General features: G+C 39.0%; 10 protein-coding genes. 5 read left to right on the top strand and 5 right to left on the bottom strand.

Annotation, left to right across the window (positions count from 1 at the left end; all coding sequences use genetic code 11):
* Positions 1–155 precede the first annotated feature (155 nt).
* The 5 genes from pyk (at position 156) to UMU13_RS01845 (ending at position 5642) form a co-directional block, all read left to right on the top strand.
* A complete protein-coding gene (gene pyk / locus UMU13_RS01865; RefSeq protein WP_328216726.1) occupies positions 156–1589 on the top strand; it encodes a pyruvate kinase in 1434 nt (477 codons plus the stop codon).
* An 84-nt stretch (positions 1590–1673) separates the two neighbouring features.
* Positions 1674–2474 carry an enoyl-CoA hydratase/isomerase family protein gene (locus tag UMU13_RS01860; protein ID WP_328216724.1) on the top strand — a complete coding sequence of 267 codons (801 nt, stop codon included), beginning with the start codon at positions 1674–1676 and terminating at the stop codon, positions 2472–2474.
* Between the two features lie 7 nt (positions 2475–2481).
* Positions 2482–3123, top strand: a complete 642-nt coding sequence (locus UMU13_RS01855; RefSeq protein ID WP_328216722.1) for an enoyl-CoA hydratase/isomerase family protein — start codon at positions 2482–2484, stop codon at positions 3121–3123.
* A gap of 9 nt (positions 3124–3132) precedes the next feature.
* On the top strand, positions 3133–4767 hold the full coding sequence (locus tag UMU13_RS01850; RefSeq protein ID WP_328216720.1) for an acyl-CoA synthetase: 1635 nt from the start codon (positions 3133–3135) through the stop codon (positions 4765–4767).
* A 158-nt stretch (positions 4768–4925) separates the two neighbouring features.
* Positions 4926–5642, top strand: coding sequence for a hypothetical protein (locus tag UMU13_RS01845; protein ID WP_328216718.1), 717 nt, complete (start codon positions 4926–4928; stop codon positions 5640–5642).
* Positions 5643–6017: 375 nt separating this feature from the next.
* On the opposite strand, the gene UMU13_RS01840 is transcribed toward UMU13_RS01845, so the two are convergent.
* From UMU13_RS01840 to uvrA, 5 genes are all read right to left on the bottom strand, one after another.
* Positions 6018–6611: a peroxiredoxin gene (locus tag UMU13_RS01840; RefSeq protein WP_328216716.1), complete on the bottom strand. Its 594-nt coding sequence runs from the start codon at positions 6609–6611 to the stop codon at positions 6018–6020.
* A 366-nt stretch (positions 6612–6977) separates the two neighbouring features.
* Entirely contained in the window at positions 6978–9521 is a 2544-nt protein-coding gene (locus tag UMU13_RS01835; protein WP_328216713.1) for a POTRA domain-containing protein, read from the bottom strand.
* Positions 9490–12906 (bottom strand): hypothetical protein, encoded by a 3417-nt coding sequence (locus UMU13_RS01830; RefSeq protein WP_328216710.1) that lies wholly within the window; start codon positions 12904–12906, stop codon positions 9490–9492. The genes UMU13_RS01835 and UMU13_RS01830 overlap by 32 nt, the downstream gene beginning before the upstream one ends.
* A complete protein-coding gene (locus UMU13_RS01825; RefSeq protein WP_328216707.1) occupies positions 12906–14621 on the bottom strand; it encodes an N-acetylmuramoyl-L-alanine amidase in 1716 nt (571 codons plus the stop codon). The genes UMU13_RS01830 and UMU13_RS01825 overlap by 1 nt, the downstream gene beginning before the upstream one ends.
* Positions 14602–17427 (bottom strand): excinuclease ABC subunit UvrA, encoded by a 2826-nt coding sequence (gene uvrA, locus UMU13_RS01820; RefSeq protein WP_328216704.1) that lies wholly within the window; start codon positions 17425–17427, stop codon positions 14602–14604. The genes UMU13_RS01825 and uvrA overlap by 20 nt, the downstream gene beginning before the upstream one ends.
* Between the last annotated feature and the right edge of the window lie 95 nt (positions 17428–17522).

The raw sequence follows: 17522 nt of genomic DNA, 5'->3' as shown, positions 1-17522 counted from the left end.
GACCCGCCCGTTACCGGGCAAGGGTTGTTGAGGTATTATTGGTATTAGAGGTATTATGGGTACTATAGGTAGTAGGAGTATTTAAAGTGCCAACCGCACTGACCAATAACAAATACACCACTCAACTACTCAACAACCAATACAGGAGGATAATTTTGGACAACAGAAAAGCTAAAATAGTGGTTACAATCGGTCCGGAAACCCAGAGTGAAGAAAAAATAGAAGAGCTGATATCAAATGGTGTAAACGTTTTCCGTATGAATTTCTCACACGGAACGCATGAAAGTCATAAAGAAATTTTCAAAAGAATCCGAAAGATTTCGGCAAAGTTTGAAATCCATACAGCAATATTGCAGGATCTGGCAGGACCTAAAATAAGACTTGGTGAAATAAAAGAACCTTTTAGTGTACATCAGAATGAATATATTTACTTTGATAAAAACGGCAAATCTTCTGGAAAAAATTTTTTAACATTAAACAACCCGTCGATACTAAAACAGCTTAAAAAAGGTGACAGGATTTACATTGCAGACGGGATGATTAAACTCGAAGTAGTGGAAACGTCTGATGAGCTTGTTACTGCTAAAGTTCTGGTGGGAGGTATTGTCTCATCAAAAAAAGGAGTCAACTTTCCCAATGTCAAGCTCGATATCCAAAGTTGTACGGAAAAAGATATTGAAGATCTGCAATATGGACTCGAGCTGGGATTTGACTACATAGCTCTTTCTTTTGTGAGAACGGCAGACGATGTCAAAAACATTAAAAATATAATTTCCGGGAAAAAATTTCGTCCCAAAATTATAGCCAAAATAGAGAAACACGAAGCCATCGAAAACATAGATGAAATTCTGGAAGTCTCAGACGGACTAATGGTTGCACGGGGGGATCTGGGAGTGGAAATTGATCTGGAGAAACTGCCCGTTTTACAAAAGGAGTTGATTTTAAAAGCTAATAAATTCCAGAAACCTGTCATTACAGCAACCCAGATGCTTACCTCCATGATTTCCAGCCCCAGACCCACCAGAGCGGAAGTTACCGATATTGCAAATGCAGTTTTTGACGGGACGGATGCTGTAATGCTTTCTGACGAAACAACAGTGGGGAAATATCCCGTGGAAGCAGTAAAGGTGTTAAATAAAACAATAAGAGAATCGGAAAAATATCTGGAATATTTTAATTACGGAATAGTGGAAACCTCGGAAGATTCTGCCATTCCATCAGCAAGCTGTCATATAGCTGAAAATCTCGGAATAAAACACATAGTTGTGTTTACCAGTTCCGGTACATCTGCTTTAAAAGTTGCTTCCTACAGACCAAACGTTTCCATACTGGCATGCTGCCACAGTGAAGAAACGGCAAACAGGCTGGCATTAGTCTGGGGTGTCACACCTTACCTTGTTCTTAAAAAATACAATAACATCGATAAGATGATAGAGCACTTTATCAAATATGCCTATTCAAAAGGGGATCTGGATACTGAGGATAAGTTTTTGGCTACTATTGGATATCCGCTCGGTGTCCCCGGCTCCACAAGCACACTCAGAATATTCGGTAGTGAGGATATAAAAAATTTTCTTAATAACAAATAAATCCAGCCGCTTTTCTTGATTTATTATTAACATTGTTTTATTATCCATGAGATATAAAATCATAGCAAAGAGGACATTTTTAATATGGATAAGGCAGCAACTTCTTTTTATGAGAATATAGGAATTGTCACCCTGAACAATCCGGAAACAAAAAATAGCATTGATATCTATCTTTTGGAAAACCTAACCCGTTCAATAAAAAAACTTGAAACTAACGAACAGGCTGATTTGATATGGCTGAGAAGCGGCACAAAGGAAGTATTTTCCTCAGGATACGATATCGGTTATTTTGACGAAAAAAATGAAGCTGAATGCAGATATTTTGCAAAAGCTGGTGCCGAGCTTGTGGAAACAATAAAGGGGTGCAAAAAAATAATCATTTGTACCGTGGATGGTGCGGCACTTGGAGGCGGTTTTGAAATTGTTCTCTCGTGTGACCTGATTTTTGCCACAGAGCGTTCTCAGTTCGGCTTTCCTGAGGTCAATTACGGAGTGCTGCCGGGATTCGGCGGGACACAGCTTTTAAGCCGCAAAATATACGAAACATTTACAAAATACCTGATATTTACGGGAAACACCGTTCCGGCATCAGAGCTGTTTGATAAGGGAATAGTCAACAAAATCACAAAAAGTCAAAGCAGCAATGAAGAAGAAGTGTATGCAATGGCTGATATTATAAAGCACAGAAGCAAGTTTGCTCTCGGTCTTGCTAAGGAAACTGTTAATAATGGATTGAACATGCCCTTAAAACAGGCACTCCTTTATGAGCAGAATGCCTTTATGGCCTCATTTGCAAGTAATGACAAAAAAGAGGGCATGACAGCATTTAAGGAAAAACGGACTCCTGATTTTACTGACAGATGGGAAGATTTTGAGACATTGTAGATAAAATATGATAGAACTGAAAATAAAAGAAGAGACTGCAAAACTTAACCTATATCCTGATAATAAATTCAACCTCCTTGAACCTGAAACCATAAGAGAGTTATACGACAATATCGCCTCACTTTCGGAAACACCTGTAAAAGTACTGAGAATTTCCGGTCACGGAGGTTCTTTCGCTGTCGGAGCCAATATTCTGACAATGTTAAAATATTCCGGTTACACAGCCAAGGGTTTTTCAATGCTCGGGAGCAAACTGTTCGGATTGCTGGACAAAATTCCGCAGATTGTAATAGCGGAAATCGACGGATTCTGCATGGGCGGCGGGATGGACTTTGCATCGTCATGTGATTTCAGATTCGCCACCCTCAGAAGCAAATTTGCCCACCCCGGCTCAAAGCTCGGAATCATAACAGGTTTCGGAGGAACCCAGCGGATCAGCCGCTTAATGAAACAGCGACATTTTACAGAACATTTCATCACTGGTGAAACATACTCTGCTGAGTTTATGAAAGAAGGAGGATTTTTAAGTGAAACATTTGAAAATTGCGAAAATATGCACAGTTATGCTGATAAATTCACGGGTAACATTACAAACAAAAACAGACTGTTTCTGGCAGAATTAAAGAAATCTATAAATAAACAAAGATGAGAGGTTATTATGCACAACATGAAAAATTATGAAAAAACAATCAAAAAATTTAACATCGATGTCCCTCATTTCTTCAATTTCGGTTTTGATGTTGTAGACAAAAATGCCGAAACAAAGGATAAAACTGCATTAATCTGGATCGATACGGACGGTGAAACCCATGAAAAATATACATTTGGCGATTTAAAAAGAATGTCCAACAGATTTGCAAATGTATTAAAAGAACAGGGCTTTAAAAAAGGTGACAATCTGTATGTTATGGTTCCCAGAGTACCCGAGTGGTATTCAGTCATGCTTGGCTGCTTTAAGCTCGGGGTTATACCTATGCCGGCTCCAAAAATTTTAAGGGAAAAGGATATTGACTACCGCCTTAAAGCTTCAAAAGCACGCGGAGCAGTTGTCTACGGTGATTCAATAGAAAAATTCGGTAATCTGTCAACACCTGACAGTTTTACGAAAATAGCCATAAAATACGAAAGCAAAGGGTGGCAGAATTATGAGGATCTTATGGCAAAAGCCGGGGAAAATCTGTCACGGGACGATGTGGAACCCACCAAATCCACAGATCCTCTGATAATCTATTTTACAAGCGGTACCACAAAGTTTCCCAAAATGGTACTTCACGATCAGACATATGCTCTTGGACATTACATTACAGCAAGATTCTGGCAGGATCTTGCTGAAAATGATATACACTGGACACTGAGTGACACAGGCTGGGGAAAAGCGGTATGGGGTAAACTGTTCGGACAGTGGCTGATCGGAACAACGGCAGTAATGCACAACCAGTCCGACAGATTTGACCCGGAACTGCATCTGAACATACTGCAGAATTTCGGAGTAACCACATTCTGCGCACCCCCCACAGCATACAGAATGCTTATTCTGCAGGATTTATCAAAATACGATTTTTCAAAACTCAGACACTCCGTCAGTGCTGGAGAGCCGCTAAATCCTGAAGTTATCAGAAAATGGAAGGAGCATACAAAAACCCTTATTTACGACGGCTACGGGCAGACGGAAACTGTCAATACTGTAGCCAATTATCCGTGCCTAGAAGTAAAACCCGGCTCAATGGGCAAGCCGGCCCCTGGGTTTACCGTTGATATAGTTGATGATGAGGCAAATCCCATGCCGTTTAACGAAGCTGGACATATAGCAATAAAAGCGGAAGGGAAAAATCAGGTTGGTATTTTCAGAGGGTATTACAGAGATGAAGAGGCCACAAATGCAGCATTTCATAACGGATGGTACTTTACAGGCGACAAGGCTTATAAGGATGAAGACGGTTATTTCTGGTTTGTGGGAAGATCCGATGATGTGATAAAATCAAGCGGATACAGAGTGGGCCCTTTTGAAGTGGAAAGTGCTTTGCAGACACATAACGCAGTTGCAGAAAGTGCCGTTATAGGAGCGCCTGATAAACTGAGGGGAACAATTGTAAAAGCTTTTATTGTATTAAAACCCGGCTTTGAAGGCAGTGATGAGCTCATCAGGGACATACAGGAGCATGTAAAAAATGAGACAGCACCGTATAAATACCCACGGGAAATTGATTTTGTAGATAATCTGCCGAAAACGGTGAGCGGAAAAATCAGAAGGGTTGAGCTCAGGCAGATGGAGGAAAACCGCAGAAGACATTAAAAAATTAAACCTGTATTGTTTCGGTACATATATTGAAGTAAGGGAGTGCTGTTATTAACAAAAAACCTGGAAAATTAGGACTTTATTCAATAAAAGAAATAAACGAACTCCCGTACACGGATAAGGAAAAACTGTATTCAGAGCTTATCCCCAATCAGGTGTACTCTGTATTTGAAATTAAAAATCGTGACACCGATTTATTAAAAGACAGCTGCTACTTTAAAATCTTTTGCGATAAAAATGCGGATTTTGTGAAAATAGAGATAAAAATAAATGAAAGCCAAAAGGACTGGGTTTTTCTGCTGGAACTGGCTGACACAATATACTATCAGATTGAACTGTCATTAATTGTCACAGGTGACCCCCACTATCCTTTCTACGATGTTTTTTCAGATAAATTCGGTCACCAGAATTACTTTGCCACAATGATCAGAAACATTCCGGAAGAAGAAAAAGCCTTGAAAGATGGATTATTCCCCCACCAGGCAAGAAAAGGCTTAAAAATTTTTGATGAACTTCTGGAGAGGCTTGAAAACTTTGCTGAACCGATGGATAAGCATCTTATCGAAACAGACCCGCTGGCTTATAATAACGCGATTTTTTACGAAAAGAAAGGATTTGCCTACATACACGGAAAGAATCTTATGGAAACTATTGATAAAGAATTCAAACCCGGCGGAAGCCTTTACAGGTCCCTTAATAACAGTAATATCTTCAGAAAGAAAGAATACTGGAACAGTTTAAGGGGGCGCTCATGGGCGATTCACGACGGTCTCCTTCATGAAAAATTCGGACAACATTTTGACAACGTCAAAATGTATAAACCCATAGGCAAGTATCTGGATGTAAACACATTTTCTCAACTTAACACTTAAGTCGTGATGCGTAATGTGTGATGGGTGATTGGGTAGGTACTTGAGGTAGTATGGGTAGTAAAAGTATTAACGGTATCAAAGAAACTGAGGTACCGATTGCTCCCACCAATAACAAATGTACTGCTCAACTAATACACAAATAAAAGGCCTTTGAATAAGTACCCCACCCAACCCCCCTAATTTAGGGGAGGAGCTTTATCTCCCCTCCTACCAAAGAGTTAGGAGGGGATTAAGGGGTGGTAAAATTTATAAGAATACATTATTCAATGGTCTTAAATTAACAAATAAAAAAGTCCGCTCGAAAGCGGACAATAGGGAGGTTTGTATGAAGAAAATTTTTAAGATTTCCTCCAGCTTTTGAAAAAGCCTTATCTGTTACTGGTGCCCCTGAGGATTTTTCCTGAAAAATTCCTTCATCTTCTCTGGATCCGGTGTCATTGTATCTTTACCGGGCTCCCATCCTGCGGGGCAAACTTCACCGTGTTCTCTGGTGTATTGTAAAGCATCAAGGTTTCTTAAAATTTCATTTACATTTCTACCGATTCCCAAATCGTGAATAAGTTCAAATTGAACATTACCTTCAGGGTCAATAATGAAGGTCGCTCTTAAAGCCATTCCTTCCGGTAGAAGCACGCCGTACTCTTCGGAAACCCTTTTGGCAAAATCGGCCACCAAAGGATAATTCAAATCACCCAGTCCGCCTTCTTCTCTCGGTGTGTTAATCCATGCTAAGTGAGAAAATTTACTGTCAGTGGAAACACCGACAATCTCACAATTGCGCTTTTTAAACTCTTCATAAGCATCACTTAAAGCTGTGATTTCAGTGGGACATACAAAAGTGAAATCCAGCGGATAGAAAAACAGTACAACCCATTTTCCTTTGTAATCTTCAAGATGAACCTTTTTAAAATCCTTGTTAACAACTGCATCCTCTGAAAAGTCCGGTGCCTTTTTTGCTACTAAACTCATATACTCCTCCTTAGTTGTTTTATTTTAAAATCATTCTAATTTGTTTTCACAAATTGTCAAGCATTTTTTAAGATAAAATTAGTCTCTTTTAAAAAAATTGGAGTAGTGGTTGAGTGGTATATTGATTATTTGAAACCTTTGAATAAGTACCCCACCCAACCTCCCCTAAATTAGGGGAGGAGTTTTATCTCCCCTCCTATCAAAGAGTTAGGAGGGGATTAAGGGGTGGTAAAATTTATAAGAATACATTATTCAAGGGTCTTTATTTGTATATTTGTTATTCGTCAATTGGTTGGTTTGTCCGGTTTTTCAACAATAATCAAAAACCCTGAACACAGAACTCACATGATTTGCCAATAATACATATCAGAATGAGCCACTGAACGTTAAATAAAGAGCTGAATCACTTTTACTGCTGCCCACCGTTTCGTGTGCAAAACTTATTCCAATGGACCCAAGTATTGTATCTGCTGTCAATGCGATGCCTACATCTGTATATCCGCCCGAGAAATCCCATTGATCTATGGCATTTCCGTATTCCACAAAAGGGCCCAGATAAACGTTATTTCTAATTTCATATTCAGCCCCGAAAAGAAAATAGTAAAATCTACTGCCGCCGTAAACATTCCCCTCTTTATCTTCCGTGCCGATATCCCGGTAATCAAAGGCTTTCATCCTGTAAGGTCCCCCAAGTGTGTACCTGTAAGTAAGAGGGATATCGGTGTTATTGCGGCTTATATACCCAAAGTCATTCTTCAGTTTAAATCTGAATCTGTCAGCCGGATAAATTTTCAGCATCGTATTCAGTTCACTGGTGATAAAGCTATTTTGGCCTATCTGAAAAAGCGGTTTTAATCTAAGCTCTGCAGAATACTCCACTTCAATGACAGGTCCGAGATACGAGCCGGCATTGCCTGCAGACAACGGAATTCCTATAAGCCTGTAATTATCACTTAATTTTTCCGTAAAATTTTTATCATATACAAGTCCTGTAAAATTAAGCTCTTCCGCATATAATCCCAGCCCATATCTAAAATTATTTAATGTTTTAAAAAATTGTATACTCGCTTTCAGTTGCTCATATTCAAAAGTGTCCTCATCTCTTTTTTTCCACCCAAGAGAATAAATATTGGCAAGATTAGGCGCAAAAAAGTTTTTGCTCCCCAAAGAAAAAGTCAGGCTTTTCTCTCTGCTCGAGTATGTTGTAAATATCTGAAACTGATGGGCTGTGCCAAAGATATCAAATCTTCTGTAGCCGGCAAAAACATTAAATTTTTCTATATCATCATATGCAAAACCGCCGAAAATTTCATTGGATTCGCCTTTTATGCCTGAAACAACAATATCAGCTTCATTTTCCGATATCGGAATAACACCCACCGAATAATTTATATAGTTTTTCTCCGAAGCCAGAAAAATTTTAAGAGAATCAATCTTGACTTTTGTAATCTTTGGATTGTCAAAAAAATGTTCTTTTATAAAAGCCTTCAGGCTTTCGTCAGAAGATATCACTTTGTTCAGCCGAAACCGTGATAAATCGGATTTAAACACCAAATCCACATTATTTTCTTTATTCATAATAAATTTGTCAAACGAGATTGAAGTAAAGTAGTATTTATTGTTTATATTGGATTTTACAATCCCCAGCAGATTGTTCACTTCTTTTGCTGTTGCCGTTCTCTGAAGATTATCCAGAATTTCCTTATCATTCACAAAAACATCATCAACTTTATATATATCCCCCTCATTTATTATTATATCAACAGACAGCTGTCCGTTTCTCTTAGTAAACTTTATATCTTCCACTTTTGCATAAATATAGCCCTTGCTGTAAAGCTTATCTGTAACCAATCTTTTTATTATTTTTTCATTTTTACTGTATAAAAGACTGCGGTTTATGCCAAATTCATCAGAAAACTTGTCTACAGGAAGACTGTTGTATATGAAATTAACCTTCGTATTGACAAATCTTTCGCCGTAATTCACATCAACAATAATCTCTTGTTCTTTAACAATAATTACAGCCTGTGGATTTATATATCCTTTATCAGTAAGAAGTTTTTCCAGCTCACCTTCCGTATATCTGACATAGAAGGAGCTAATCCCCTTTAAATTTCTGCTTATTTCACTACGTACTAACTTTTCAGTTTCATTATCCTCAATGCCTTCTATACGCAGGGAAAATTCTTTGCCTTTTTTTACGAAAACTATTAGTGAGACTCCCTGATGAAAATTTGGCAGTACAGACATTACAGAGGAGACCGGATTGTTAATATTCAGGAAAAAAGTGTATTTGTTATTTTTCGCATAACTGACATCTGTGGATACATTAAAATACCCTTTGCCCCGGAAATAGTTTTCAATCGTTTTTACGTAATTGTCTTCAAGTTCTTCATCAAAAATCTTTGGATTTAAAAAATTGAAAGACTCCGGATAATCTGCATTTTTCACATTGATATCCGTTACCAGAAAACGTTTGCCCTCTCTTACATGAAAAACAATATCACCATCGGTAATACTGACACTGACTTCTGCATTTCTGTAACCGTTGCGGACGTAATATTTTCGCACCTTTTCAGCTGAATTTTCAATAGTTTCAGCATATATAGGATCACCCTTTGCCAAACCTGAAGCTCCCTGGAGCGTATTGTCAAGAAATATAAGGTTCCCGTGGAAAACAACATTGTCAATCCGCTCGGGATTGCTTATTATCAGTTGATTTCTGTTAAAAGTAAAAAAATCGTATCCCAGGTAATTGAGCAGCTTTCCTGTTTTGGAGCGCCCGTTTTTTGAATAAAATTTCTTTATTTGCGCTTTTGTTCCATTATCAACATTACCCTGAATTTCAAGAGAAAAAATATTTGTTGAAAAAAGAAAACTAAAAACCGTTAAGAAGAGTAAAGCCCGCACCAGTACCTCCGTTAGGCGTAGTGTATACAAAAAGATTCAGCCAGTCCAGAAGTGTATACTCCCCTACAACACTGTTAAAACTTTCCTCGCCGGAGACCCCTATCATATATCTCAACCTTAATCTGTTTGAAAATCTTTTGCCTATAGCTAAATATTCCCTTTGTCCGCCCATAATGGCATTTCTATTGATATCCACATCAATTCCGCTGATGCCGACAACTTTTTCCGTAATGCCAACAATATCCTTCAGCAGCATGCCTCCAAGTATTCTTGAAAGCAGCTGTTTTTCTCCGATATTGGAGGTCGTATCCAGATAATCTGAAGACACCGCCGGGTCTGTACTCCTCACTTCCACCTCGTATTGTGGAAGAAACCCCTTGATTTTTAAACGCAAATCGCTGAAATTCTCTTCACCGGAAGCGTCAATAAAAAGAAACGGCGGGGAATTTTCCATAAACCTTATATAACCTTTTGTAACAGAAAAGCTGCCCTCACCCACTGTTATCTCTGAATTTACGGCATCAATTCTACCCGTTATATCAATCAGATTCTCTTTTTCCACATGGAGATCCAGAGCAAGTCCGCCGGAAATATATTTATTTTGCAGCTGAACGGGCTCGGCTGTTTGAATATCAATATTAAGCTCAAATGGGAACCCGCCCTTTCCCTTCTGACTTACAGAATCCGGAATCTGCTCATCATGACTGAAATAGGCTTGTTTAATTATAACATCCGCACGGACAAGTTTTTCTTTTCCGGAATAACTGCCTTCAATATCAAGGGTCCCTTTAAATCCATATTTTTCAACATAAAGATTGTTTGTTTTCAGATAAGCATTACCTTCCAATGGTTTATAATATTTGGGAATCTGAAAATTTCCTGTCAAAGCTGTATCAAGCTCATGGCCCCTGACCCGGCCGGTTGTAGAGTGATTATCAAAAACAATATCCGCATTAACGTTTCTCAGACGGAGTTCTGCAAAATCTGAGTATAATTTCCCATAAATTTCCGCATCTCCATACACCCCCGGATATCCTTCATACGGGTAAATAAATTTCAAACTGCCGGATGCATAAGCATCTTTAAGAAAAAAAGTTGACAAACTTGAATTGTCCAAATATACATCCCCGCTGAATTTATGCTTATCAGCAATGCCGTTCTTTATTTGAACATTTTTAATATATTTACTGTCAACTATGCCGGAAATTTTCTGGAATTTTTTATTTTCATAAATCATTGAAAAATTTGATATTTGTGTTTCATAGCGCTTGTAATCAACCGATAATCGGTCAGATTTTATCAAAAACTTTTCCAAATCAGAAGAGTTTACAAAAAACGAACCGTCAGGCTTTACTCCATTAAAATTGATTGTTTTCAAATCAATTTTTCCTTTTATTGACCTTTCAAGGGGATAGGCAGTGCCGGTAAAGCTAAATTGACTGCTTCGGGCATTTATGAAAATATTGTCAAAATGGCCGGTTGCCGAAACGGAAACATTATCAAAATACTCAGCAGGTTTTATTTTGAAATCAAGATTCACAGCAGGATCGCTTATGGCTCCATTTATAAAAAAACTTATATTTTTAAGCACAGGAAAATCTTTGTACTTGAATCTATCTAAAAGTATTCTCCCTTTAAGATAGTTCCTTTTAAAATTCAGAAATCCGACATTGACGATATTTTTGTCCTGAAGCTTTAAACTATCAATGTTCAATACACCGCTGCTGTATGAATAAGAAATATTATGTGACGGCAGCATTGCCGGCTCATTAAAATATGCTTCACCTTCAACTTCCGCCTGACCGTCTTTTACAAGGATATCTGCGTTTCCGGTTACCGGATTATCAAAATCAGAGTTTACTTTAAAATATGCAAGAATCATATTAAAGGGGACTGAAGATGCATGGATATTATAATTCTGCGTATTTTTTGAAATACTTCCTGCTACATTGACTTTCCCTTTTTTAAGCTTTCCGTTGGCAGTAAAATCCAGGTTATTGTTTGTGATATCTATTTTGCCGCTAACACTTTTTGTGGGAATATTATACAAAACTGAAGGGATAATATTTCTGTAAGTGCCTGTAAGATGCAGCGAGCCTGTACCGGCTGTCATCATCATATCAACTTTCAGATGATGTTTGAAATCCAGATGAACCTGTAAATCTTTGTTATTTACAACTTCACCGCTGAAATCCAGGCTCAATTTTTCATTCTCAAAAACCCCTGATCCTGATAACTGTGTTTTTCCTGCCTTCAGCCCGGCATGCTCAATCACTAATTTATTACTCAGGAGGTTCGCTCTGTAATTTATTTTGTATTGTTCATGGGAAGAAACGGTAAATTTCCCGGCGAATCTACTGAAATTCTGAGTGATTGAAGCGTTGCCGCCTCCCAGTTTTACCCTGTAATTTTTATTCTCAAACAAAACAGGCTGTTTTATAAAACGGTAGGTCAGCTTTGTATCAAAAGATTTAGGCATAAAACTGCCTTCGCAGCTTATTTGCATGCCATAAATGCTTAGTTTGCTGCTTTCAAAAAGAAGCTTCTCAAAAATATTCCCATACACATCAACAAAACCGCCAATTGTTAAATTATCCGCTCTTATATTGATTAATTCAGCTCTTGCGGACAATTTCCCCGAATCATATTTGCCCTTTACATTAAGCTTCCCCTCATCAAGTTTAGTAAAAATATTTAAAACTTCCGTATCGAAAGCCCCATCGAAAACCGCATAATTTTCCCCTTCGCTGAATTTACCGTTTTCAATATTTATATAAAAATCCTTGCCGTTCAGTTTCAAATGATCAACAATCAGCTCATTCTGCTCCAGCAAACGTGCTTTTACACTCCCTGTGAATGTCTGTTCCGCTCTGTCTGAGGATATCGAAGACTCCCTGAAATGTCCGCTGATTGCACCTGAGAAACCATCAAAGAACAGACTATTGGCATTTAAAGTAACTATTACCGGCTCAGATTCATATTTTACGGTTGTATCATATATACGAATAACTTTGAAAATATCGGGAATGACGCTTACTTCAACATCATTTATATCCCGGCCACTGCGATATCGAAAGCCGCCGTCAAAGACGGTTACCGAAAGGAAGCGACCTGAATTCACAAGCGATTTATAGTCAGCTTTCAAATCCATTTTACGGACACTCAGGTCGAATTTTTCAGAACTGACCTCCAGCCCTGATACAGTCAAGTAAAAAGGGAGAAAAACCGAAGGCATTTCTTCGATTGCAACGGAATAATTTTCAGGTAGAAAGTATGAAATAATCTTTTCAGGATAAATGGAAAGAAGAAGATTCAGCATCACCAGCAGCGAAGTGACTGAAAGGAATAAAATAAGAAAAGATCGTATTGTTTTGCGTAAAAACATTAACCCTTGCCATTGTACTTTTCTATATAACCGATTATCCCCTTATATATGCCCCGGGCTATATCGCGTCTGTAGTCAGAAGAGCGTATTTTATTAGCAAAGGTGCTGTTTGAGAGAAAACCGCATTCCACCAAAATTGAAGGCATCTTAGCTCCCACCAGTACGTAAAACGGTGCCTGCTTTACACCAAGACTTTTCTTCTTTATCTGAGCCACAACATCATCCTGCACAAACTGGGCAAGCATAAGAGATTCTTCAAGTTTGGAATTAAGCATAATATCTTTCAAAATACCCTGTAAGTCCGAAAGTGATTTTTCTGTAGCTTTATTTTCAAGAGCGGCCACTTTCAGGGCTTCTTCATCATTTGTAACGTTAAGAACATAGGTTTCAACACCCCGGGCTCTCCTGTTTCTCGCTGCATTCACGTGAATGGAAACAAATATATCAGCTTTTTTCCTGTTGGCAAAAGCAGTCCGTTCCTCCAGTGGTATAAACCGGTCAGTTTCCCTCGTCATAAAAACTTTCAAGTCGGTATTTTCTCTAATATAATTCCTGAGATACTTGCCTATATCCAGAACTATATTTTTCTCAAGCAACCCGTCATATACAGCCCCGGGATCTTTACCGCCATGCCCGGGATCTATGACAATAGTTTTAACTTTTAGTCCGAATACCCCGGCAAGTGTATCTGTGGATGGGTCATCCGGTACATTCCAGTTATTCTCAGCCTTTTTATTTACAAGTGTCCCGTCACTTACATCAATTACGATTCTTGACGGATTGCTCAGACTGAAAACGGTAAAATCCTCCACATTCTGGCTGTCAAGTACAACCCGTGTTACACCCTTTCTAAAAATCCCCCATCGTATAGCTTTCAGAAGACCGTCTTTAATCTTAATTTTTTCCTGAATATTGGAATTAACCCTGGTATCATATATATCCAGAAAAAGTCTCGGCGGTTTGTCATGCGATGGGTCTGCCTTAAGCCAGTGCTTCTCGAACTCAGCTTTTTCGGATAAATCAAGTACAACCCTTGTGTATTCCTTGCTGCTGAAGTGTCTGATATCTTCTATCAGGATATCTCCGGAACCAACTGTGGAGTTCACACTTTCAGCATCATCATTGCCGGTGTTTTTACTGCCGTTCACAACATTATCAAAAGCTTCCTCTTTGGGATTATTCTGAGTAAAATTCACATTGATTTCGTTATCATTCCCCAGCTTTTTTTCAATCTCGTCAAGCCGTCTTTCAGCCTCTTCTGCAGAATAGGAGCCGGGAAATTTTTCAATAGCTCTTCTGAGCATATATTTGGCAGAAATATAATCATTAAGTTCCGAATATATATATGCCGATTTTAAATACGAATCCGCAGCCCATTTCGAATCATAATTTGCACCGAGAAGTCTGTAATATTTAAGGGCATTCTTCAGATCATATTTTTTGTCAAATCTCCAGTAACTTTTCAGATAGGTTTTACCGCAAAGGTATAAAGAATCATCAGCAAGCCAGTATTTGGGATCACGGCTGTATATACTGTAAAATTTGTTGGCAACCCTGTCATATGCACTGTGAGAAACATTTTTTGATTTTTCCAGCGCAGCCAGTTCATCTTTTGCTGCAAAATATTCAGATTTCAATGATGCTGCACTCTGTGCAGCCAGAGATAAGATGAATACAGTAATTAAAAATAACGCCTTAGTCCTGGAGTACCACATTATGCTCCACTTTACTCCTTAAATATTTGCCTGTATAAGACTCTTCACATTTCACACATTCCTCTGGAGTCCCTGTAAAAACAACTTCTCCCCCTCGGTCTCCACCTTCCGGGCCTAAATCAATAATGTAATCCGCACATTTTATAACATCCAGATTATGTTCTATAACTATAACTGTATTTCCCGTTTTTGTCAGCCTTTCAAATATATTTATTAATTTTTTTATATCTTCAAAGTGCAAACCTGTTGTGGGTTCGTCAAAAATATAAAGAGTTTTCCCTGTTGACCTTTTCATCAGTTCTCTAGAAAGCTTTATCCTCTGTGCTTCTCCGCCGGATAATGTTGTTGCAGGCTGACCAAGTTTTATATAACCCAGCCCCACATCCCTTAAGACCTGCAGCTTATTCTTAAGTTTAGGGATATTTTCAAAAAATTCAAAAGCCTGATTTACGGTCATATCAAGCACATCTGCAATATTTTTCCCCTTATACTTTATATCAAGGGTATCTCTGTTATAACGTTTGCCCTGGCAGACATCACATTTTACGTACATGTCGGGAAGAAAATGCATCTCAATTTTAATATAACCCTCTCCGCTGCAATTCTCGCACCTTCCGCCTTTGATATTAAAACTGAATCTCCCCGGTTTAAATCCTCTGATTTTTGAATCCGGTGTCTGGGCAAAAATATCCCTGATGTCTGTAAAGATTCCGGTGTATGTAACAGGATTTGAACGGGGCGTCCTGCCAATGGGGGATTGGTCAATATCAATAACTTTATCTATATTTTCATACCCCTTTAATCCGTCATGATCCCCGGGTTTTATCGGTGAGGATAGTATCCTGCGTTTAAGGGAAGGATACAAAATGTCCATAATAAGCGTTGATTTGCCTGAGCCGCTTACACCGGTGACACATGTAAACAGCCCCAGAGGTATGGAAACATCTACATTTTTCATATTATGCTGTCTTGCGCCGAGTATTTTGATAAAACCGGATTGGGGAGATTTTCTCTTTTCCGGCAGTGCAATTTCGTTTCTGCCGTATAAATAATCTCCTGTAAGGCTTGTTTTACAGTCTTTCAACTCTTCCGGAGAACCGGTGAAAACCACCTCCCCGCCATGCCTTCCGGCACCGGGGCCCATATCCACAACATAGTCGGACTTTAATATCGTATCTTCATCATGCTCCACCACCAAAACAGAATTGCCGATGTCCCTCAAATCCTTTAATGTGGAAATAAGCATATCGTTATCCCTTTGGTGCAAACCGATACTCGGCTCATCCAGAACATACATAACACCTGTTAGTCCGGAACCCACCTGAGTGGCCAGTCTTATTCTCTGAGCCTCTCCCCCGCTCAGGGTGGATGCTTTCCTGTCGAGAGTTATATAATCCAGTCCTACACTGAGAAGAAACCTGAGTCTTCTGCCGATTTCCCGTATTATCTTTTCGGCAACTTCCTTTTTAAAACCTTCAAATCTGGTGGAGGATATAAATTCCAAGGCATGAGATATATTGAGTGTGGAGATTTCATAAATATTTTTTCCTCCGATTTTTACCGAAAGGCTCTCCTTTCTCAGTCTTGTGCCACCGCACTCGTCACAGGGCATCTTGGACATAAATGTTTTTGCATATTCAACATCTGAAGGTCTGTTTGAATAAAGCTTTTCCCTGAGATATCCCACCACACCGTTAAATTTTTTGTCATAAAATATCTTTTTATCCCCTTTAAACGTAAACAAACGCAGGGGCTCTTTGGTTCCGTATAAAATTATATCAATATGTTCCTTTTTAAGCTTCTTGAACGGAACGTTCAAATCAATGCCGTACTTTTCAGCCAGCGCATTGAGTGTATTGTAATAATGGAAATTATCAAATTTTTCCCACGGTTTAATAGCACCGTTTCTTATGCTGATGTTCTGATCAGGAACCAAAGAGTCCAGGTCAAAAATCATTTTTTCGCCGAGACCGTCACATGCCGGGCAGGCACCGAATGGATTGTTAAAAGAAAAACTCCTGGGCTCGATTTCAGCTATACTTACATTGCAGTCCGGACAGGCAAAATGCTCGCTGAAGAGATGCTTAGCTCCCTCAACATCCACTTCTAAAAGACCGTCGGACAATCTGAGCGCCGTTTCTACGGAGTCGGTAACCCGCCGCAGGATATCCTCTTTTATCTTCACTCTGTCCACAACGACACTAATCGAATGCTTTACATTCTTATCAAGATATATTTCCTCTTCCAGCCGATGCAGTTCTCCATCGACAAACGCCCTCACATAACCGCTTTTAAGAAGTTTTGAAAGGAGCTGTTTGTACTCTCCTTTCCGACCCAGGACAACGGGTGATAATATCTGCACTTTTGACTTTTCCGGCAGCCCCATAATAAAATCTACAATCTGCTGAACCGTGTAATTCTGAATTCTCTCCCCGCAGGAAGGACAGTAAACTTCCCCTGCTCTGGCAAAAAGTAAACGCAGATAATCGTAAATCTCCGTAATTGTCCCGACAGTGGATCTGGGGTTTTTGCTTATGGATTTCTGCTCAATGCTGATAGCAGGTGACAAAAATTCTATGGAATCCACATCGGGCTTTTCCATAAGTTCCAGAAACTGCCTTGCATATGCGGAAAGGGATTCCACATAACGCCTCTGACCCTCAGCATAAAGGGTGTCAAAAGCAAGTGTGGACTTACCGGAACCGCTCACGCCTGTAATAACGACCATCTGGTCTTTGGGAATTTCCAAAGAGATGTTCTTAAGATTATGCTCTCTTGCCCCTTTAATGATTATATGTTTATTCATTTTACCCCTTAACAGCTCCTCTTTTATTATAACTGTTGAAACTCAATCCGGACATAGGCCGGATTGTATCAATGTACTCCATCGCGCATATATAC

This window comes from Flexistipes sp. (genome assembly GCF_036172515.1).
Taxonomy (GTDB): Bacteria; Chrysiogenota; Deferribacteres; order Deferribacterales; family Flexistipitaceae; genus Flexistipes.
This window is presented reverse-complemented; position numbering and strand designations above follow the sequence as displayed.